The sequence below is a fragment of the Lacticaseibacillus jixianensis genome, from assembly GCF_003946485.1.
Taxonomy (GTDB): domain Bacteria; phylum Bacillota; class Bacilli; order Lactobacillales; family Lactobacillaceae; genus Lacticaseibacillus; species Lacticaseibacillus jixianensis.
Genome location: NZ_RHOJ01000001.1, coordinates 149,155 through 169,007, shown reverse-complemented (window position 1 = coordinate 169,007; position 19,853 = coordinate 149,155). Strand labels below are relative to the sequence as shown.

General features: G+C 59.4%; 17 protein-coding genes. 5 read left to right on the top strand and 12 right to left on the bottom strand.

Translation table 11 applies throughout. From position 1 onward, the window contains the following. Nucleotides 1-56: 56 nt before the first annotated feature. The gene (locus tag EKM85_RS00805) at nt 57-890 is read right to left on the bottom strand and encodes a YitT family protein (RefSeq protein WP_125584372.1); all 834 of its coding nucleotides are present in this window, start codon (nt 888-890) and stop codon (nt 57-59) included. Between the two features lie 288 nt (nt 891-1,178). Here EKM85_RS00805 and spxB point away from each other — a divergent pair, with 288 nt between their 5' ends. From spxB to EKM85_RS00790, 3 genes are all read left to right on the top strand, one after another. Further along, nucleotides 1,179-2,999, top strand: a complete 1,821-nt coding sequence (gene spxB / locus EKM85_RS00800; protein WP_125584371.1) for a pyruvate oxidase — start codon at nt 1,179-1,181, stop codon at nt 2,997-2,999. Nucleotides 3,000-3,209: 210 nt separating this feature from the next. Then, nucleotides 3,210-4,406: an MFS transporter gene (locus EKM85_RS00795; RefSeq protein WP_125584370.1), complete on the top strand. Its 1,197-nt coding sequence runs from the start codon at nt 3,210-3,212 to the stop codon at nt 4,404-4,406. A gap of 79 nt (nt 4,407-4,485) precedes the next feature. Further along, nucleotides 4,486-5,310, top strand: coding sequence for an alpha/beta hydrolase (locus EKM85_RS00790; RefSeq protein WP_125584369.1), 825 nt, complete (start codon nt 4,486-4,488; stop codon nt 5,308-5,310). 180 nt (nt 5,311-5,490) lie between these two features. On the opposite strand, the gene EKM85_RS00785 is transcribed toward EKM85_RS00790, so the two are convergent. The 8 genes from EKM85_RS00785 to efp all read right to left on the bottom strand — a co-directional run bounded on the left by EKM85_RS00785 (nt 5,491) and on the right by efp (nt 15,895). Then, nucleotides 5,491-7,620, bottom strand: a complete 2,130-nt coding sequence (locus tag EKM85_RS00785; RefSeq protein WP_125584368.1) for an ATP-dependent Clp protease ATP-binding subunit — start codon at nt 7,618-7,620, stop codon at nt 5,491-5,493. A gap of 368 nt (nt 7,621-7,988) precedes the next feature. Further along, nucleotides 7,989-8,798 carry an ABC transporter ATP-binding protein gene (locus EKM85_RS00780; RefSeq protein WP_125584367.1) on the bottom strand — a complete coding sequence of 270 codons (810 nt, stop codon included), beginning with the start codon at nt 8,796-8,798 and terminating at the stop codon, nt 7,989-7,991. Beyond that, nucleotides 8,798-9,697 carry an ABC transporter permease gene (locus EKM85_RS00775; protein ID WP_125584366.1) on the bottom strand — a complete coding sequence of 300 codons (900 nt, stop codon included), beginning with the start codon at nt 9,695-9,697 and terminating at the stop codon, nt 8,798-8,800. The genes EKM85_RS00780 and EKM85_RS00775 overlap by 1 nt, the downstream gene beginning before the upstream one ends. Before the next feature lie 30 nt (nt 9,698-9,727). Then, nucleotides 9,728-10,687, bottom strand: coding sequence for an ABC transporter substrate-binding protein (locus tag EKM85_RS00770; protein WP_125584365.1), 960 nt, complete (start codon nt 10,685-10,687; stop codon nt 9,728-9,730). A 428-nt stretch (nt 10,688-11,115) separates the two neighbouring features. Further along, nucleotides 11,116-12,090, bottom strand: a complete 975-nt coding sequence (locus EKM85_RS00765) for an ABC transporter substrate-binding protein (protein WP_125584364.1) — start codon at nt 12,088-12,090, stop codon at nt 11,116-11,118. Nucleotides 12,091-12,505: 415 nt separating this feature from the next. Further along, the gene (locus EKM85_RS00760; RefSeq protein ID WP_164510619.1) at nt 12,506-13,144 is read right to left on the bottom strand and encodes a histidine phosphatase family protein; all 639 of its coding nucleotides are present in this window, start codon (nt 13,142-13,144) and stop codon (nt 12,506-12,508) included. 62 nt (nt 13,145-13,206) lie between these two features. Continuing rightward, nucleotides 13,207-14,526: a polysaccharide deacetylase family protein gene (locus EKM85_RS11550; protein WP_225418910.1), complete on the bottom strand. Its 1,320-nt coding sequence runs from the start codon at nt 14,524-14,526 to the stop codon at nt 13,207-13,209. Between the two features lie 811 nt (nt 14,527-15,337). Next, nucleotides 15,338-15,895, bottom strand: coding sequence for an elongation factor P (efp, locus tag EKM85_RS00750; RefSeq protein WP_125584362.1), 558 nt, complete (start codon nt 15,893-15,895; stop codon nt 15,338-15,340). Nucleotides 15,896-16,140: 245 nt separating this feature from the next. Here efp and EKM85_RS00745 point away from each other — a divergent pair, with 245 nt between their 5' ends. Next, nucleotides 16,141-16,848: a DUF805 domain-containing protein gene (locus EKM85_RS00745; RefSeq protein WP_164510618.1), complete on the top strand. Its 708-nt coding sequence runs from the start codon at nt 16,141-16,143 to the stop codon at nt 16,846-16,848. A 119-nt stretch (nt 16,849-16,967) separates the two neighbouring features. On the opposite strand, the gene EKM85_RS00740 is transcribed toward EKM85_RS00745, so the two are convergent. Beyond that, nucleotides 16,968-17,384, bottom strand: coding sequence for a flavodoxin family protein (locus tag EKM85_RS00740; protein WP_125584360.1), 417 nt, complete (start codon nt 17,382-17,384; stop codon nt 16,968-16,970). Between the two features lie 192 nt (nt 17,385-17,576). Next, nucleotides 17,577-18,269 (bottom strand): 2,3-diphosphoglycerate-dependent phosphoglycerate mutase, encoded by a 693-nt coding sequence (locus tag EKM85_RS00735; protein WP_125584359.1) that lies wholly within the window; start codon nt 18,267-18,269, stop codon nt 17,577-17,579. Between the two features lie 172 nt (nt 18,270-18,441). On the opposite strand from EKM85_RS00735, the gene EKM85_RS00730 reads away from it, so the two are divergent. Continuing rightward, on the top strand, nt 18,442-18,651 hold the full coding sequence (locus EKM85_RS00730; protein ID WP_125584358.1) for a hypothetical protein: 210 nt from the start codon (nt 18,442-18,444) through the stop codon (nt 18,649-18,651). An 83-nt stretch (nt 18,652-18,734) separates the two neighbouring features. Here the strand turns inward: EKM85_RS00730 and EKM85_RS00725 are convergent, their stop codons facing one another. Beyond that, complete coding sequence (locus EKM85_RS00725; RefSeq protein ID WP_125584357.1) at nt 18,735-19,793, bottom strand: AI-2E family transporter; 1,059 nt, start codon at nt 19,791-19,793, stop codon at nt 18,735-18,737. Nucleotides 19,794-19,853 lie beyond the last annotated feature (60 nt).

The following is a 19,853-nucleotide window of genomic DNA, read 5'->3' as shown; positions in this document are numbered from 1 at the left end:
CCGCTATTGTCCTCACCAAAAGCGCTGCCACTTGGCCGCGGCGGGGGCCGCCCGCGTCAACCGAGCGAGCCGCCGTGCACCTCGGTCGCCTCCACCGCCAACACGAACGCGGCCGGATCCAGGCGGTGAATGCCGTCGATCAGCCGCTGAAAATCCGCCTGCTCCACCACGATCATCAGCATCTCCTGCGGGGTTTGCGAATATCCGCCCACCACTGAATGGATGGTCAGCCCGTGGTCGGTCTTATCGCGAATGGCCGCCTTGATCGCCGGCAAGCAGGCACTCATCACGTAGACGGCCTTCTTGCGGTCGAGGCCGGTTTCGACGTAGTCCATGACCAGGCTGCTCAGCCCGACGGCAAACACGGCGAGGATAAAGGCCTCCAGCCCCGCGACCGGAATGTTGAGCAGACAGATCACAAAGTCGACGGCAAACAGCCCCACCGCCGGGCGGATCCGGAAGTACTTTTGGAAGATCAATGGCGGCACCGTCGTTCCCCCGCTGGAGGCGTCCAAGCGGTAATTCAGCCCCACGCCAAGCGCAAAAATCACCGACCCCACCATCACCGCCAGCAGCCGGTCGGCCACGATCATTCGCTGCGGCGTCAGCGCCAGCAGAAGCGGCAAGGCGATGCTCCCAAATAAGATCCGCTTAAACGTGCCGCGGCCGAGCAGCCACCAGGCCAGCGCTAACATCACGGCGTTCACGCCCATGGTGACCGCGGCCACCGGCAAGCCGAACGTCTCTTGAGCGATGATCCCCAGCCCCGTCGCCCCGCCGGCGGCCACCCCGTGGGGCGCGTAGAACAGGTTAATGCTGATGGCGATCAGCTCCAGCGCGGTCAGCATCAACACCCCGCGCACGACCAGTTGATTCGTTTTACTTTTCATTCGTCACCTCGTGTTTTCCTTGCCTTCTTCCTTAATGTTATCAAAACTCAGGCCGGGGAGCGACTGTCAGCTGGCGGCACTGGCTCATCTAATGGCGTCCTGATCGCATTCTTGCGGCATGGCGCCACGAGAACCCGCGTCATCCGTGAAAACCCTCACGAATAAATTTGGTGCCTTGTGTCATAAATCTATCGAAAACTGTTGCAACCGCTTTCTATCGATGATACATTGTAAGCGTAGTAATTGCATGCAACTGTTATTAAAAACCGATTAAGGAAGTGCGAAATCATGACAAACACCGTTCCAGCCAGTGTTGCAATGCTGAAGGTGCTCGAAGCCTGGGGAGTCAAGAATATCTACGGTTACCCCGGCGGCTCCTTTAACTCGACCATGTCCGCCTTGGAGCAGGAAAAAGCGAACATCCACTACATCCAAGTGCGCCACGAGCAGGTCGGCGCCTTGGCCGCCAGCTCCGCCGCCAAGCTGACCGGCCGCATCGGGGTTACATTCGGTTCGGCCGGCCCTGGGGCAACGAACCTGCTGACTGGGCTTTACGACGCGCGGGAGGACCACGCGCCGGTCTTGGCCCTGGTCGGTCAGGTGCCGCACTACAACATGAACTACAACTTCTTCCAGGAATTTGACGAGGGGCCCATGTTTGCCGACGTCGCCGTTTACTGCCGCACCGTCATGACCCCGGAAAGCCTGCCGTACGTCGTTGATAAGGCGGTTCGGGAAGCCTACAAGCAAAAGGGCGTCGCCGTCGTGATCATTCCCAACGACTTTGGCTACGCCGCGATTCCAGATGTGCCCTACAAGTCGACGAGCCCCTCAGACCGGAAGCCGACCCCGCAGCCGGCCGCGACGGATGAGGAAGTCGATCAGGCCCTGGCGCTGGTCAAGGCAGCCAAACGGCCTGTCTTCCACGTCGGCCGCGGGATCCGGCAAGGCGGCGACAAGCTGATCGCACTGTCTCAGAAGCTGCAGATCCCGATCATCATGACCGGCCTGAGCAAGGGCCTCGTGAGTGAGGATTACGAGGGCAACATCGGCTTTGTCAACCGCGTTGGGTCCAAGTCGGCCAACGAAATTTTTGACATTGCCGACCTGGTGATCGCCATTGGCGCTGACTTCCCGTTTGCTAACAACGTGTACACGCGTCACCCCTTCAAGTTCATCCAGGTCGACAACGACGAAGCCGAATTTGGCCGGCACCACTACATCGACCTTGGCATTTGGAGCGACGGCACTCAGTTCATCGAGAAGATGCTGGACCGTTCAACCGCAGTGGCCCCCTCGGCTTTCTTCAAAGCCGCGGTCCGCGATCACCAGAACTGGCAGGCCTACCTGCAAAAGCTTTACAACCGCGACACCGATCCGCTTGAGTTCGAACCGGTCTACAAGGAGCTCAACCGCATCGCCAACGACAAGACGGTCATCTCGCTGGACGTCGGCGACAACACGATCAACTTGCTGCGTTACCTGAAAATCGCCCCAACCAATAAGTGGACCGTCTCCGCCCTGTTCGCCTCCATGGGCGCCGGGATCCCGGGCGCGATCGCAGGCGCACTGGAATTCCCTGACCGGCAAGTGGTGTCGATCTCCGGTGACGGCGCCTTCTCCATGGTCATGCAGGACCTCATCACCGAAAAGAAGTACCACCTGCCGATCCTGAATATTGTGACCTCCAACACCACGCTCGGCTTTATTCGCGACGAGCAGGCCGACATTCCCGGGATGAACGACTACTCCGGGATCGACCTTGAGGACCAAGACTTCGTGAAAATCGCCGAGGGCATGGGCATCGAAGGCGCAACCGTCACCAAGTCTTCCGAGCTGCCCGCCGCCTTCGACCAGGCAGTGGCTGCCCTTCAAGCCGGCCGCCCGTTCGTCCTGAACGCCAAGATCACCCTCAAGCGCGGCTTCCCCGTTGAAGCGCTGAAGGTCAAGGTCGTGGCCGGCAAGGTCGAAGAAACCGTGGCGCCCGAGTTCAACGCCAATAAAGTTGAGCCAACCATCACGACCCTTGAAGAGTTGTTCGCCCACTATGACGGTGAAGAACTCAAGCCCCTTCAGTACTTCCTTGACGAGGCCGGGGTCACGCTTTAACCCTTCCATCGTCACTACTCCTATTACCCACTTTTGCCGAAGTGAGCCGGTCGCCAACGCGCGGCCGGTTTTTTTGACCAGTTTGCCCGGCCAAGCCTGGCGCATCAGCCAGCAAACGCCAACATCGTTTCACTGTCTTGACAGGGCCCATGTGCTCCTGTAACGTGGTCAGCAGCTCAACGCTGATCAAACTTCTTGGAGGCCTTATTCATGAAAACACCAAAGCACCTGCTGCTTGTCATTGGCACGGCGTGGCTATTTGACGCCATGGACGTTGCCCTGCTCTCATTCATCATGCCAATGCTCAAAACGGAGTGGCAGTTATCAAGCACCCAGCTGGGACTGGTCGGCGCGATGACCAACGTGGGCATGATTTTTGGCGCCGTTGGCTGCGGCCGCCTCGCCGACACCTTCGGCCGGCGCCGGGTCCTGATGGGCACGCTGGTCCTCTTCTCCCTCAGCAACCTCGCCCTGGCGTTCGCCCCGGACGTCACCTGGTTCATGATCATTCGCTTCGTCGCCGGGATCAGCCTGGGCGGAGAGCTGCCCGTTGCCGCGACCGTGCTGGCGGACCATTTTACCGGGGTCAAGCAGTCCCAGATGCTGGTGCTTGCCGACAGTTTCTGGGCGTGGGGCTGGATCGTCGCTTCCTTGATTGCCTACCTGGTGATGCCCGCGTTTGGCTGGCGCATCGCGGTCGGCGTCACCCTCATCGCGTCTTTTTACGCGTTCATTTTGCGTGAGCACCTGCCGGCAGAGGCGCCGCGCACTGACCATGCGCGGGCCCCGTTTCGGGAGCTGCTGACCGGGCGCAATCTGGCCACCCTCATTCCGCTGAGCGCGCTCTGGTTTATCGTCATGCTGACCTACTACGGGATCTTCCTTTGGCTCCCCAGTGTTCTGACCATGCGCGGCTTTTCCATCGTGAGCTCACTGGGGTACACCCTGGCCATGAGCTTTGCCCAGCTGCCGGGGTACTACCTTGCCGCCTGGCTCATGACGAAGATCAGTCGCAAGAAGATCATGGCGCTGTATCTCACCGGCACGATCCTTGCCAGCCTGGTCTTCGCCGCTGCCAGCTCCACGGCACTGATCCTCATTGGTGGCGCGGCCCTGTCCTTTTTCGACCTGGGCGCCTGGGGCACCTTGATCGCCCTGACGCCCGGTCAGTTCGCCCGGCGGATCCGCGGCACCGCGATGGGGACCGCCCAGTCCGTCGGCCGGGTGGGGTCGACCATCGGCCCGTTTCTGGTGGGCTGGCTGCTTGACGCCCAGTTTGGCCTCCATGGCGTCTTCGGCATCATGATCGGCCTGCTCCTCCTCGCGTTGGTGCTGCTCCTAGTTTTTGTGAAGGACCAGCCCGTTAGCGAAGACGCGGCGGCCAAGCCGGCGCGGGCGCTTCGCTGACCAACGCCCCCCAAGGTGACAAAAGTGTTCTTGCAGGCGGCCGGCGTTCCTTGTAAGCTTGCCTCATCGAGGTGAGCGCATGCGAAAACATATTTGGTTCCTACTGGCCTTTGTCGCGCTCGCTCTTGGTGCCGCTCAGCCGGCGCCCGTTTTGGCGACCATCCAGCGCCAAGTGCCAACCCTTTACCTCCACGGCCACCGCTCTGGGCCGCGGGCCATGGCCGCCTTCATCAAGACGGCCCAGGCTGAAGACCACGCGACGTCCGTCCTCACCGCGACCGTCAATAATGACGGGGCCGTCAAGCTGCACGGCCGCTGGCCAGTTGCCAGCCACCGGCCGCTGATCAAGGTCGTGTTTAAGAACAACCGCACGCTGCGCTACGGTAAAATCTCTGATTGGCTGGCGGCGGTGATCACGACCCTCCAGCACCGCTACCACATCCGCCGCTTCAACATTGTCGCCCACTCGCTGGGCAACGCAGCGGTGCTATTCTACGAGCTGCGCTACGGCCAGTACACTCAGCTTCCGCAGCTGCAGAAATACGTGGCAATCGCCGGTAATTTCGACGGCGTCCCTGGCGTGCATCGCCCCCGCGCCGCCCACCGCATGGGTCCCGGCGGCAAGCCGCCTTGGATGGCGCCGGCCTACCTTCAGGCCATGCACATGCGCAGCCACTTTCCTAAATACCAGGTCTCCGTGCTCAACATCTACGGCGACCTTGGCGATGGCCGCCACTGGGACGGCAAGGTCAACAACGTGTCCTCCCGCTCCCTGCGCTACCTGCTGGGCAGCCGGCTGCGCAGCTACGAGGCCCTGGAGTTCACCGGCCCGCTGGCGCAGCACCGCCTGCTGCGCACCAACCCCGCCGTCATCCAGGCCACCGATCACTTTCTCTGGCCGTGAGCTTGGCGAAGCTGGCCCAGCCGAGCGTCAAACCGCCGCCTCCGCACGCCGGTTTCACCATTAAATCACGCCAAAAAAATCCCTGCACGATGATTGAAAAACCAAATCATCATGCAGGGATTGCTTGCGTTTGGGGCTCAAGTCACTTGCCGTCAAAGCCTCATTCGGGCCTTTACGCCTTTACTTACTCAAGGCGGCCGCTTTTTCCTTCACCGCGCTGATCACGATCGTCCCTTCGACCAGGGCCGCCTGCAAATGTTTGACGTCCTGGTGATCCAGGTAGTAGTCGGTGACCTTGTCGCGGATCTGCTGCTCGATCACCCGGCGCAGTGGCCGTGCGCCCATCGCCTCGTCGTAGCCTTGGGCGATCAGCCACTGCTTGGCGTCGTCCGTGACCGTCAACGTCAGGCCCTTCTTGGCCAGGGTCTGGTTGACGTCTGCGAGCATCAAGTCGACGATCTTGCCCAGATCCGCCCGGGTCAGGTGGCTGAACTGCACGATGCCGTTAAAGCGGTTCAGGAATTCGGGGCGGAAGTACGGCGCCAGGCGCTTCATCAGGTCCTCATCCTTGGCGTGCTCACCGGTCAAGGCCTCTTCGCCAAAGCAAGCGTTGGAGGTCGCAATGATCACGGTGTTCTTAAAGTCGACCACGTTACCCTGACCGTCCGTCAGCCGGCCGTCGTCCATCACCTGCAGCAGCAGCGTCAGCACTTGCGGATCGGCCTTTTCGATCTCATCCAGCAGGACAATGGCGTACGGATTGCGCCGGACTTGCTCGGTCAGCGTGTTGCCGTTGTCCTCATAGCCGACGTACCCGGCGCTGGTGCCGATCAGCTTGGACACCGCCGTGCGATCACTGTACTCGGACATGTCCAGGCGGATGATGGCATCCTTGCTGCCAAACAGGTCCAGGGCCAGCTGCTTGGCCAGCTCGGTCTTGCCGACCCCGGTTGGCCCAACGAACAGGAAGGAGCCGATTGGCCGGCTGCCTTCGTCAAAGCCCGCGCGGTTGCGCCGGATGGCCCGGGCCACCATGTCGACGGCCTCATCCTGGCCGATTACCTTGCCCTTGAGCCGCTTACCGATGTTCTTCAAGCGCTCGATGTCGTTGGCCCCCATCTGGGCGACCGGAATGCCGGTCAGCCGTTCAACGGATTGCGCGACGTCATCCGGCGTCGCCACCACCGGCGTGGCCTGGGTCTCAGCGTTGTCTCTCTGTGCTTCTAGCGCGGCGATCGCCGTCTTCAGCTTGGCCGCCTTTTCAAAGTCCTCGGCCTTGGCCGCCGCATCCTTTTGCGCGGTCTTCGCCTTGATGTCCTTTTCCAAGGTGACCTTATCGACGACCGGGTGCTTGGCCGCCAGGTGTGCCGCCGTCATATCGATCAGGTCGATGGCCTTATCGGGCAGCGAGCGCTGCGGAATGTACTGCATCGAATAGTCGACCGCCGCCTTCAGCACGTCGTCTGGCAGCTTCACGTTGTGGTGCTTCTCGTACAGGCCCTTCACGCCTTGCAAAATCGCCAAGGTCGTTTTGGCGTCCGGCTCGTTGATCGTGACGTCGTTGAACCGCCGCGCCAAAGCAGCGTCCTTCATAATCGTATTGCGGTACTCGTCCTGGGTGGTCGCGCCGATGACCGTGATCTCACCACGCGACAAGGCCGGCTTGATGATATCAGCTAGGCCCTTGCTGCCGCCGTCCTCGCCGCCGGTCGCCCCGGCGCCGAGGATCTGGTGGATCTCGTCGAAGAACAGGATCACGTTGCCCGCCTTCTTGGTTTCCTTGATCAGATTCTCAATGTTCTGCTCAAAGCTGCCGCGGTACTGGGTGCCCGCTTCCAGGCTGGACAAGTCGATGGAAATGATCTGCTTGTCCTTGATGGCCGCAGGCACGTTGCCTTTAACGATGGCCTGCGCAAGGCCCTCAACGACCGCCGTCTTGCCTACCCCGGCATCCCCAACGAGGATCGGGTTGTTCTTGGTGCGCCGGCTCAGGATCTCGGCGGTCTCCTGAATCTCTTTGTCCCGGCCGATCACGGGATCCAGGGTCCCGGCCTTCGCTTCTTTGGTCAGGTTGCGGCCCAGCTTTTCAAGAATGCCCTTCTTTTGCCGCTGGCCTTCCTGCACTGGGATCTCCTGCGCGTTTTGCGCCGGCATGCGGCCGCCTTGCTGCAGCTGCGCCACTTCTTGTGGGGTCAGCTCGTGTCCGTTCACCATGTAACGCGCACGACCATCGGTGCCCATTTGGCGCAGCACTTGATCCAGAAAATCATCCATGCCGCTGTTAAAGAATGGATCATTAAATTGTGCCATATCAATTCCTCCTTTGGCCCTACGTTTGGCGACGCGGGACACGTTCTTCTCAATTACTCACTGTTTGCAAGCGGACTTGCACGGATCAAAAGACCCCACCAGGCGGCAGGGTCTTCCTTCTTATTGTCAGCCGCACCGCTTTGTACGTCCTCTTGTTTACATAATGTATCATACCACCGATTTAGCACTCTTGCAAGTAGAGTGCTAAATTAGCAAAAAAGCTGCGCCGAGCCGCCCGTGGCCCAGCAGCGTCCAGCCACGCAAACGCCCCGCCACCGTGCATTCAGCGGACGAATGCACGGCGGCGGGGCGCCTGTGGCTGAGGCTAAAACTGCGGATGGTTCAGCCTGTTTTCTCCGAAGGCCCGCTCAGCTTAACAGCACGGCGTCATCGTTCAGTTCCTCACCACTTTGCTCCTTGAACAGGTCAAGCAGATCAGGGATCGTCAGCCCCTGCTTCTTCTCCTGCGGCAGGTCGACCACGATGCGGCCATGATCCAGCATGATGAGGCGGGTCCCGTACTTCAGCGCGTCCTGCATGTTGTGCGTGATCATCAGCGTGGTGATATTCTGGGCGGAAACGATCTGCTGGGTCAGTGCCATCACCGTCGCCGAGGTTGCCGGGTCCAGCGCGGCGGTGTGCTCGTCCAGCAGCAGCAGCTCCGGCAGGTTGATCGTGGCCATCAGCAGCGTGATCGCCTGGCGCTGACCGCCAGACAGCAGCCCGATGTCGGTGTCGAGGCGATCCTCCAGCCCGAGGTTAAGGCTGGCCAGTTTGGCTTTCATCAGCGCCAAGTCCTCGCGGCGTACGCCCTTGCGCCAGAAATTGCGCCAGGCGCCGCGCTTCAGCGCCAGTGCCAGGTTCTCCTTGACCGTGAGCAGCGGCGCCGTCCCGGAGCGGGGATCTTGGAACACCCGGGAAATCAGGTTCGCGCGCTTGGCCACGGATTGGTAGGTCACGTCCTTGCCCGCGATCTTGATCTGCCCCTGGGTGACCTGAAGGGAGCCCGCAACGCTGTTCAGAAGCGTGGACTTGCCGGCGCCATTGCCACCAATGATGGTGACGAACTCGCCGGGCTGCAGCGTCAGCTCGATATTTTTAAGCGCGTGGTTCTCGTTGGGCGTGCCTTTTTCAAACCACTGATTCAACTTGTGAACTTCTAAGGCTGGCGTTGTCATCAGTTATTCATCTCCCGTTTGTTCGCGGCACGCTCGCGTGCCTTCTTGACTTCCTTCTCCACCAGCGGCAGGGCCAGGAAGAGGACCAACATCAGCGCGTAGAACAGGCGCAGGTAGTTTGGATCGACCCCCAGCTGGAGCACGCCGGCAATGATCAAGCGGTAGATGACCGCGCCGACAATGATCATGAGCAGCCGCTGCCCGAAAGTGACGTTGCGCACCAGGATCTCGGCAATGATAATCGCAGACAGCGCAATGACCAGCGTGCCGATCCCCATCGAGACGTCGGCATAGCCGTTCGTCTGCGCCATGAGTGAACCGGACAGCGCGATCAGGCCGTTGGAGAGCATGTACACGATGATCTTCATGTTATCGTTGTTGATCCCGTTGGCCGCAGCCATCGCCTGGTTATTCCCGACGGCGCGCGCCGCCAGCCCCATTTCGGTGTTGAAAAAGAGCACCAGCAGGCCAATCACGATCAGCAGGATCAACAGGCCGATCACGATGGTGGTCAGCGTGGCATCCCCAACGTTGACCATGGTGAAAACCGTTTTGACATCAGCTAGCAGCGACAAGTTCGCTGCCTTCATCACAAACAGGTTGACTGAGTATAGTCCCGTCATCGTCAAAATCCCGGTCAATAGGTCCGGAATTTTTAGCTTTGTGTGCAGCAGCCCCGAAACCAGGCCGGCCAGCGCACCGCCGCAAAACCCAAGCAGCGTGGCCGCCAGCGGGCCCACGCCGGAAACCAGCGAGTGCGCCGTGATTGCCGCCCCCAAAGGGAAACTCCCTTCGGCGGTCATGTCGGCGATGTCTAAGATCCGAAACGTTAGGTAAACGCCGATCGCCATGATTGCCCACAAAAACCCAGTGGATATGTTCGATGTCAGGATGTCCATGTTAACCTCCAAAAACTAAGTGACTGCTCGTTACTTCTCGACGTCCGCATCCGTTAAGCCGAACGCCTTCATCATCTTTTCGTTCTTGACCACCATGGTCTTAGCCGGGCTTTCAACTGGCAACTCTGCCACCTTCTTGCCCTTCAGGATCTTGATCGCCATGCGCGCCGTCTGCCGACCGAGCTCCTTATAAGAGAGGCCCTTCGTCGCAACGCCCCCGTCCTGGACCATCGTCGACGCGGCACAAACGGCCGGCACGTGCTTTTTCAGTGAGACCTTGCCCACCGTCGGCATTGCGGCGGCCACGGTGTTATCCGTGACCAGGTACAGCGCGTCCGCCTTGCCGGCAAGCGACTCCGTGGCGGATTGGACGTCGTTGGTCGACGCCACGGTGGCCAAGGCAACCTTCAGGCCCAGCTGCTTGGCGGCCTTCGTGGCGGTCTTGATCTGGACCACCGAGTTCTGCTCAGCGGCGTTGTAAAGCATCCCCACGGTCTTCGTCTTCGGGAACAACTGCTTAAGATATTTCAGCTGGCTTTTGATGTCCGTCATATCGGTCACGCCGGTCGTATTGGCACTAGGGTGCTTCGGGTCTTGAACCAGCCCTGCCGACTGCGGATCCGTCACGGCGGTGAACACCATTGGGGTCTGCTTATCGGCCTTCATGAGGGCCTGCGCCGCCGGGGTCGCGATGGCCAAGTTCACATCGTTTTTATCCTGCTTGAGGCGCTGGCTCATGCTTTGCAGATTGCTCTGGTCGCCCTGCGCGTTCACGTAGTCGAGCTTGACTTTGGCCCCCTTGTAGCCCTGCTTGGCCAGCTCCTGCTCAAACCCTTTGCGCGCATCGTCCAGCCCGGTCTGATTGATCAGCTGCAGGATCCCAATCTTGACCGGTTTTCCTTGTGTCTTAGCGCTGGCGCTGCTGCTGCACCCTGCCAGTACTAACGTGGCCACGGCGGCCAGTCCCAATGCGAGATGGTTCAACTTCATGTGATTATCCTCCTAAGTGTGTGTCACCGACTGCGGCCGCCACTGCGGCTGAGCTTTCTGTCCGCGAAACAGAAAACGCCAGCCACTCGGTTCATTCCCGTGGCTGGCGATTGTTTTGTCCTAGGAAAACAAAAGCGCCACATGGAATGATTTGCTCCATGTGGCGGTTGATTGCACGTTTAAAGGTGCCGGCCATCATGGATGTAAGCCCGCGGCTTGCATCCATGATGCAAACCGCTATCCGAAAAAGCCGGCGAAAAAGTTGCGATTAAGCTGTGTTGAGATCGGTTGTTTCATTGTCAACACGTCCTTTGCTAGCAAAGATTAGCCTTTGCTATGTAAATGAGAATACACTCATTCAGCCAATGCTGTCAAGGACCTTTTGGGATTTAATCACAAACTTCTGGCGGCGGGGACACCCACTCGCGTTATTCCACTGCGTTGGCCGCCTTCTCGACTTGCGCCTTGGTCAGCCCAAACTGGGCCATGCGCTTGACGTTGGTGACCAGCGTCGCCTTGGCGGGTGCCTGAACGCCCAGTTGGGAGACCTTCTTACCTTTGATGATCTTCACCGCGAGCTTGGCGGTTTGCTTGCCCAGATCCTCGTAGTTGATGCCAACCGTCGCGACCCCGGCCAGCTTGACCATCGTCGCATCGGCGGTGACCACTGGCACCTTCTTGGCCGCTGAAACCTTGCCGATTGTCGGCATTGCAGCCGCCGCCGTGTTGTCCGTCGGGATGTAGATGGCATCGGCCTGGCCGGCGAGGGTCTCGGCAGCCTGCTGAACGTCGTTAGTGGTGGCGGCAGTCTTCACGACGGCCTTCAGTCCCAGCTTGGCGATCTCCTTTTTGGCGATCTTGATTTGAACCACCGAGTTCTCCTCGGCGGCGTTGTACAGCAGCCCAATTGTCTTGGCCTTCGGGAACAGCTGGTGGGTAAAAGCGATTTGCCCCTTCACGTCGACCATGTCGGTGACCCCGGTGGCGTTTTTGTCAGGCTGCTTGGGGTTAGTCGTCAGGCCGGCTGACTTGGGATCGGTTACGGCCGTGAACACCATCGGCGTCTGGTTATCCGCCTTCAGCAGCGCCTGGGCGGCTGGCGTCGCGATAGCCAGGTTGACGTCGTTCTTATCGCTCTTGAGGCGGGCGGACATGGAGCTCAGGTTGCCCTGATCCCCCTGCGCGTTCAGGTTGTCAAACTTCACCTTGCTACCCTTGAAGCCCTGCTTGGCCAGCTCTTCCTTGAAGCCCTTATTAGCGGCGTTCAGCGCCTGCTGATCGATCAGCTGCAAAACCCCGACCTTGACCGTTTTATTCTTGGTCGCATTCGTGCTGCCGCACGCCGCCAGCGCGGTGGCCATGCCCAGTGCTGCTACTGATAACAAGACTTTGTCCATTTTCATGATGATTTCCTCCAAATAATAGTTTGCGAGTGCTCGTCCGCCGCGAACATAAAAGCCGGCCACGGGATTTCTCCCTGTGGCCGGCCAGTTTCTTTCCGGAAAGAAAAAGCCACATGGAAGAGATCCTCTCATCCATGTGGCGGTTTAAAGTCATACTTAAACGCTGCGCCTATCATGGATGCAAACCTGCTGCGCGGTCTGCATCCAAAGGCGATGCAGCCGCTATCCGTAATAGCCGTAGTAATACGAGCGATTTAGTTGTGTTGGTTTAATGTTTGTCATGATCAACACTCCTTCGCACCAGTTCAACTGGTATGACAAGAGAATACAAAAATTAGAAAACAATGTCAAGGCCAAAGCAAATATTTATTTTCCGTCAGGCCTCAAACCACTGTTTTCGCATCACCGCACTCGGCTAGTCAAATGCTTCTGGCCGCCGGTCGCGAAAGGCCAGGGTAAAGTGGCGGCCGTCCAGCGTCGTCAGTTTCGACACCGTGGTATTTTTCAGCATCGGGGTGGTCCGCAGCAGCGCCAGCGGGTGACCCACGAGCACCGTCAGCAGGATCTGAAACAAGAGCCCGTGCCCGATGACCAGGATCTTCCCCGCTGGGTGCGCGGCCGCCGCGCTTTCAAACACCGGCATTGCCCGCCGCGCGACTGCAGCGTAAGGCTCGATTCCAAAGTGCGTCGCCCAGTCCGCATCAAATTCCGCCGGGCGGTGAAAATACACATCCAGCGCTGGCGGGTCCGCCACTTCTGCGACGGTGCGCCCGTCCCACTGGCCCAGCCGCATTTCCCACAGGCCGTTAGCCGGGGTCAGCGGCGTGCGGGCGGCATCCCGATTGGCGGCCATGATCAGCCTAGCCGTTGTTTGCGCCCGCGGCAGCGGCGAGGTCAGCACCTGAGTGAAGGAAACCCCGGCGAGCGCAGCCCCGACTGCCTTGGCGCCAGCCAGGCCCTTTGCCGTCAGCGGCGAGTCGACCAGGCCGCCGTTGAACGCGCCTTTGCGGTTGATCTCAGTTTCACCGTGCCGCACCAAGTAAAAGTCTGTCATCATCGCACCCCCATGCCGAGTGTAGCAAAAAAGCGTCTGCCTACGCAAACGCCTTTCGCGGGCTAAATGACGCGCTCATCGCCTTGGCCGAAGTACTGGTGACCCGGCAGCAGCTTTTGGCCCAGCAACTGACTGACGGTGACGAACTGGTAGCCCTGGCTCTTCAGGTAAGCAATCACGGCCGGCAGCGCTGCGACCTCGGCGGGCTGGATATCGTGCATCAGCACAATGCCCCCTGGGCGCGTCGTCGCCTTGATCCGGGCAATGATTGCATCGCGGTTCTTAGACTTCCAGTCCTGCGAATCGACCGACCACTGAATCGCCGGCATGCCGACCAGGTCCGCATTTGCCTTGCTGATGGCACCGTACGGCGGCCGGATGAACGGCGGCAGGGTCTTGAAGACGTGATAGTAGGTCCACAGGTTTTTACCGTACATCTGATCAAGCGCCGCTGCGGGCTTCAGGCCCGGCAGGTACAGGTGATCGTACGTGTGCGTCCCCACCTCGTGTCCGGCGGCCTTCACGCTTTTGGCCAGAGCGGGATTCTCAACGATCCCGGTGCCGAGCTCGAAAAAAGTCGCCTTGACGTGGTGATCCGCCAGCGCCTTAAGGATACCAGGTGTGGTCTGTGCGTTCGGCCCGTCGTCAAAGGTCAGCGCGACCAGCTTGCCGCTGGGCGCAGCGGCGGACGCCCCCAACAGGTACGGCGCGATTTTGCGCCGTGGCACCGTCGCCGCCACGTGGCCACCCTTGGTCAGGATCGTCAGGGCCTGGTCGTCGAGGCGAAAATTGGTCGCCGTCATGGCTGCCAGCATGGGCGTCTTCATCAGCGCCGCCAGCTGCGCCTGGTCCAGGTCCGCGGCCTCCGCCTTGGCCGTCTGGGCGGCATAGTCCAGAGCGCGGCGGCCAAAGTCATCGCTGACCAGGTCGGCAACGGTGGCCCGCTTCCCCGCGGCAGTCACCATCAGCTGCTGACTCGTGCGGCGGCGGTGAAGCTTGTCGTGCTGGCGGTACAGCGTCTGCAGCTTGGCCTGCACGCTGGTCAACGCCAGCGGCGCCTTGCGCCGGCTAGCGACCACGACAACGGCCTTGCCCGCCGCCGTTGCCGGCAGGCCCGCCAGCGCCGCCTCGGCCGCCTCTTTGAGCGCCGCCGGGACCGTCTTCTCTCCGGCCATGAAGAACACGCCCTGACCACGCTTAAGGGCGACTTGAACCTTAGTGCCGGGGTACTGCTTCTTTAACAGCGCCGCTTCCTGCGCCTTCAGCGCGTTCTTTTGGGCGGTCGGGCGATTGAGCACGAAGGCCACCCCAAGCCCAAGCGCCACTAACACCACTGCCAAGGCGACCAGGCGCCACCCTAAGCGCTTATTCTGCTTTCGCATGCTTCTCATATTTTCCGCCCTTCCCCATACACTCTCCTTCTAGTATAAAGGCAATGCCGCTGGTTTTCCTAACAAAATTGTTAGACGAGTGGTGCCCGCTTTGATTGACCGCCAGCCGTCGCCCCAGGCTTGCGCTTGCCGCGGCGATTGTTCTGCCGCTAACTTGGTTTCGGGTTCGCAGCTATCGCATGTCACCCTGTAGCCATTTATGGCGTATAGGATGATATGCGTAGCGGCTGCCCATCCCGCTAAAAGCGCCAACTCTACACACCTTCTAACTGGGTTCCGAGTTCGCAACGCGGGAGTGGGCTGCTACGCCAAAGGCCTCGCCGCCAAAGACCAGCGGCAATGCCTTTGGCTAGGCTGCCCATCCCGCTAAAAGCGCCAACTCTACACACCTTCTAACTGGGTTCCGAGTTCGCAACGCGGGAGTGGGCTGCTACGCCAAAGGCCTCGCCGCCAAAGACCAGCGGCAATGCCTTTGGCTAGGCTGCCCATCCCGCTAAAAGCGCCAACTCTACACACCTTCTAACTGGGTTCCGAGTTCGCAACGCGGGAGTGGGCTGCTACGCCAAAGGCCTCGCCGCCAAAGACCAGCGGCAATGCCTTTGGCTAGGCTGCCCATCCCGCTAAAAGCGCCAACTCTACACACCTTCTAACTGGGTTCCGGGTTCGCAACGGCAGAGCGCATTGCTACGCCTGGCGCTTCACTCGCTTTGCGAGCAAAGCACCAGGCTAGGCAATGCGTCTGCCTAAGTACGCGAACCCTGCGCACCTTCAAAAAAAACACCGCCGCGGCGGTGTTTCCAGGTTATGCACGTTTCTCGTAGCTGCCGTTTTGGGTGCTGACCACGATTGTCTCACCCGCCTGAACAAAATCAGGCACGTTAACGACCAGCCCGGTTTCCATGGTGGCAGGCTTGCCGCCGTTAGTGACCGAGCCGCCCTTGATCGACGGCTGGGTCTCAACGACCTTCAGGTTGACCGTGCTTGGCAGGGTGATGCCGATCACTTCTTTGCCGTAGAACTCAATGGAGACCTGCATGTTTTCCAGCAGGTACTTCATTTCCACTTCAATGCTTTCCGTCGGGATCTCGTACTGCTCATACGTGTCCAGGTCCATGAAGTAGGCAAGGTCGTCCTGGGTGTACAGGTACTGAGCGGGTTTGGTAACCATTTCGGCCAGCTCGATTTTTTCGCTGGGCCGGTAGGTCGTCTGGACGGTGGAGCCTGACCGCACGTCGTAGAGCTTGAGCTGCATCAGGGTGTTCCCCTTACCAGGCTTGTGATGGTTGCTTTCCAGAACTTTGATGAGCTTGCCGTCCTTCACGAACGTCATCCCGGCACGTAAATCAATTGCTTGAGTCATTATTTATCTCTCCTTATAGGCGTTGCGGCATCCGACTGGCTAATGGCCATGGGGGCGGCAGCACGCGCCAACGTAAAAAGTCCATGCAACGGCCTCCTTTACAGTTCGTCAGTGCACTATCCATCTCAGTATACCATTTCTCTTTTGCCAGCACGAGCCGCATCACGCCCTGCCAGCCGCGGCCGATTGTCAGCACGCCGCGGTTATGCTACGATTCAGTCAAATTAAGGTCAGGAGTGAGCAATATGGCAATCAAGTCCAACGCGCAGGCGCAAAGTGCCACCGGCAACCGCTACTACCGGGCAACCGGGTGGACCACCATCAAGGCGTTCTTCAGTAATTACATCAACTTCACCGGCCGGTCAAGCCGCAGTGAGTACTGGTGGATGTTCCTTTTTGCGATGATCCTCGGCCTCGCTGCCCTTTTCGGCTTCCTCGGCGCCGTCATCGGCGTGGTGGCCGGTGCGTCCGGCGCCGTGACCCCGCAAAAACTGCTGGGTAAAATGGGCATTGGGCTGGTCATTTTTCTCTTGCTCCTCCTCTTGTTCTTCCTGATCGTGATCATTCCGGCAATTGCCCTGACGATTCGCCGGTACCGCGATACTGGCGTGCCGTGGTGGATCTACCTCATCCAGGTGTTGATCAATATTGCTTCCCAGTACGCCTTTCCCGCAGACTCAACCATTCAGCGCGTGCTTCTGTGGGCCGTTCAACTCACCACACTGGTGTTGACGCTGCTCCCGTCCGTGCCACTGCCTGAGAATCCGGACGGGCCTGAACCATCTACGGCCGCCCAGGCCAACCTTGACGCGCGAATCGATTCCACCGTGTTTGCGGCACCCGCCAAGGCCCAGCCGGCCGATAATCCCGCTCCGGCGGACCCAGATCAGACGCAACCTGATCGCGATGGCAGCCGCCACGACGATCCGAATCATCCGTACACAGAAGGCTAAGGCACCCGCCACAGCCACGAAAGCCGCGTTGATCAGTGCCGAAAGCACCGATCAGCGCGGCTTTTCGCGACTGCGTAGCATTAGACTTGAGCGTCAGGCTTGACCGTCGCCAAGGCTGATCACCGCGTCAGCTCTGCCGCAGCCTGGTGGATAAACGCGGCAATCTTGGCCTTTTCATCATCGCTGAGCGCCTTTTTGTCCGGCATCATGCCGTGCAGAAACAGCTGCGCACTGGCCACCTTGATGTGCCTTTCCTTCAGCGCATGGGCAAGGCCGCGGGCAATCGACATCACGCCGCCAGAAGTGCCAAACATGAAGACTTGCCCCACTTGCCCTGGCGCCAGATTGGCGACAAACTCCTTTAATTCCCGGTCCATTGTCGCCATGTGAATGGCACCGCCGAGAAACAAGTCATCAACTGGCAAAGGCAATGGCGCCTCGATGCTGCGTGCTTCCACGTGCAGTGCTGTCGCCATCTCCTGCGCCACTTTTGCCGTGTTTCCCGTTCTAGAACAATACCGAATCGCAATCGTCATTGATCTTACCCCCTCGGCCGCGCCGGCCTATAACCCAACCGTATCCGCCTCCATTATAGGCCGGCGGCGGCACTTGGGGGCGGCTGGGCGACTTTTGACCGGTGGATCGGGCGCCTTAAGCTGACGTCAGCGCCGTTTTTGACCCACACAAAAACCGCCTGCACGAGGCAGACGGTCCTTGGCTGCTGGCAATTACTTGCTGAGCTTAACCTTATCGGTGACTTCCAGCTTCTCGTTGAAGGTGTAAACAACGGGTTCGCCGGTGGTCATTTCCAGGTTGATGATATCTTCATCGGAAATGTTCTCGATGTACTTGGTCAAAGCACGCAGGGAGTTGCCGTGCGCCGCGATGATGACGTTCTTGCCATCAAGCAGGTCTGGCGCAATGTGGTCTTCCCAAAATGGGATAACGCGCTCCAAAGTGACCTTGAGGTTTTCGCCACCCGGCACGATGCGTGGGTCAAGGTTGGCGTAACGCCGGTCCTTAGCAGCGGAGCCTTCGTCGTCTGCACTCAACAGTGGTGGCAGAACGTCGTATGACCGACGCCAGATGTGAACCTGCTCGTCGCCCCACTTTTTGGCTGCTTCAGCCTTGTTTTGGCCCTGCAAGGCGCCGTAGTGACGCTCGTTAAGGCGCCAGGTCTTGGTTTCTGGAATCCAAAGCTGATCGGATTCTTCCAGTGCGTAGTGCAAAGTCTTGATCGCACGAGTCAGAACGGACGTGTAAGCCTGATCGAATTCGAGCCCGGCCTTCTTGATGCGGCGGCCAGCTTCCTTCGCCTCTTCAGTTCCTTTTTCGGACAGGTCAACATCGACCCAGCCGGTGAACTGGTTGGACAGGTTCCATTCACTTTGACCGTGACGGATAAGCACTAATTTTGCCATCGAGAGATTACCTCACTTTTTAGTTTTGCTGAATGCACAGCTGTTTTCGACACTTAATGATACACCATTTGCAGAAAAAGCGCGATGACTTTCGCGGACCGCGGGCGGCGCCGGTCAAGTCAGGGGGCCGCCGGCAGGCGATTTCTGGTAAACTCAATGCGGAGGCAATTTTATGCGCAAATATTGGTGGCTTACCGTAGCCGTGCTGTGGCTGCTCAGCATTGGTTACTTCATCGTTTACGTCAACAGCCCCGGCCTGCAAATGGCCGTCAACGCCAGCTTCGCCCTGTCCATCCTGCACGGGGTGATGGACCTGCTGCTGATCGGCGGGGGCATCGCCCTGATTGCCGGACTAATGACGCGGATCTTCCGCCGGCATTAGTGGCCCGTGCTGATCGCCAGGCAGCAGTCAACCGGACCGGCCTCGGCGTTGCTGGGGCCGGTCCGGTTCTTATGGCCAGTTCGTCAGGCGGAACGTTGGCCTTTCGCCTTTTCCGCCGGCAATTTACGGGACTGACCCGGCAGCTTTTTGACGCCGAGCAGGTCCAAAATGAAGGTAAAAATCGGGATGCCGACGATCAGCCCCCACGTCCCAAACAGCCAGTCACCGACCATCAGCACCACAAAGGTGAAGAAAACCGGCAGCTTGGTGCGACTGCTCATAAATTGCGGATTGAGCACGTACGTCTCCAGGAGGTGGATCACGATGATCATCACGATGATCGTGATCACGCCCTGGATCCCGCTGACGGTGTAGGCAATGATGGCCAGCGGCACCACCGAGATCAAGGCCCCGGCGACTGGAATCAGCGACAGCAGGAAGACCATGATCGCCAAGCTGGGAATATTCGGCATTTTCATTACGATCAGCGTGATCGTGGTGATCACAGTGTTGACCAAGGCAATGAACAGCTGCGCCTCAATGACGACCCCGAACGACGCGATGAACTTGCCGGCGAAGTACCCGACGTCTTGGAAGTACCAGCCGAAGGTCGAGGTGGTGAAGTTCTTCCCAAACTTGGTGAGCTCATCGATCTCGACGGAGAAAAAGAAGCTCAGGATCAATGACAGCAGCAACGTCACGCCCATCGCGGTAATGCTGCCGGCGTACTGCAGCAAGGCCGACACCGAGGTCTTGATCTGGTCGTTCAGGTTCATCTGGTTGACGGCCTGAAGCACCCACTGCATGGCCTGGTTGTTCGCGAAGGCCTTGCTGTTGTAAAAATCCGTCACCGAGTCCACGAGGTGAACGGTTTGCTCGGCGATCGCGGGAACATAGTGAAGCACCGCGTACGCCATCCCCGCCAGGATCAGCAGGTACAGCGGCACAACCACGACCAGCGCCGGCACGTGGCCAAAGCGGCGCACCAGGCGAATCAGCCGCGTCACCAAGAAGGTAAAGATGAAAGTCAAGAGGATCGTGCTCATGACCGCGCGGGCCAACCACAAGATCACGATCAGACTGGCCAGCACCACCCAGCGCCGGATCTTAACATTGGCCACAAACCGTTCATACTTCGTCATCAAATTCCTCCCAGGTTACTCACGCAAAAACGCCGGCAGCAGGGCCGGCGTTTTTGCTGC

Bases quoted from the DNA above. Each gene is read 5' to 3' on its own strand.
- EKM85_RS00805 (WP_125584372.1), bottom strand. From the start codon at position 890: ATGAAAAGTAAAACGAATCAACTGGTCGTGCGCGGGGTGTTGATGCTG.
- spxB (WP_125584371.1), top strand. From the start codon at position 1,179: ATGACAAACACCGTTCCAGCCAGTGTTGCAATGCTGAAGGTGCTCGAA.
- EKM85_RS00795 (WP_125584370.1), top strand. From the start codon at position 3,210: ATGAAAACACCAAAGCACCTGCTGCTTGTCATTGGCACGGCGTGGCTA.
- EKM85_RS00790 (WP_125584369.1), top strand. From the start codon at position 4,486: ATGCGAAAACATATTTGGTTCCTACTGGCCTTTGTCGCGCTCGCTCTT.
- EKM85_RS00785 (WP_125584368.1), bottom strand. From the start codon at position 7,620: ATGGCACAATTTAATGATCCATTCTTTAACAGCGGCATGGATGATTTT.
- EKM85_RS00780 (WP_125584367.1), bottom strand. From the start codon at position 8,798: ATGACAACGCCAGCCTTAGAAGTTCACAAGTTGAATCAGTGGTTTGAA.
- EKM85_RS00775 (WP_125584366.1), bottom strand. From the start codon at position 9,697: ATGGACATCCTGACATCGAACATATCCACTGGGTTTTTGTGGGCAATC.
- EKM85_RS00770 (WP_125584365.1), bottom strand. From the start codon at position 10,687: ATGAAGTTGAACCATCTCGCATTGGGACTGGCCGCCGTGGCCACGTTA.
- EKM85_RS00765 (WP_125584364.1), bottom strand. From the start codon at position 12,090: ATGAAAATGGACAAAGTCTTGTTATCAGTAGCAGCACTGGGCATGGCC.
- EKM85_RS00760 (WP_164510619.1), bottom strand. From the start codon at position 13,144: ATGACAGACTTTTACTTGGTGCGGCACGGTGAAACTGAGATCAACCGC.
- EKM85_RS11550 (WP_225418910.1), bottom strand. From the start codon at position 14,526: ATGCGAAAGCAGAATAAGCGCTTAGGGTGGCGCCTGGTCGCCTTGGCA.
- efp (WP_125584362.1), bottom strand. From the start codon at position 15,895: ATGACTCAAGCAATTGATTTACGTGCCGGGATGACGTTCGTGAAGGAC.
- EKM85_RS00745 (WP_164510618.1), top strand. From the start codon at position 16,141: ATGGCAATCAAGTCCAACGCGCAGGCGCAAAGTGCCACCGGCAACCGC.
- EKM85_RS00740 (WP_125584360.1), bottom strand. From the start codon at position 17,384: ATGACGATTGCGATTCGGTATTGTTCTAGAACGGGAAACACGGCAAAA.
- EKM85_RS00735 (WP_125584359.1), bottom strand. From the start codon at position 18,269: ATGGCAAAATTAGTGCTTATCCGTCACGGTCAAAGTGAATGGAACCTG.
- EKM85_RS00730 (WP_125584358.1), top strand. From the start codon at position 18,442: ATGCGCAAATATTGGTGGCTTACCGTAGCCGTGCTGTGGCTGCTCAGC.
- EKM85_RS00725 (WP_125584357.1), bottom strand. From the start codon at position 19,793: ATGACGAAGTATGAACGGTTTGTGGCCAATGTTAAGATCCGGCGCTGG.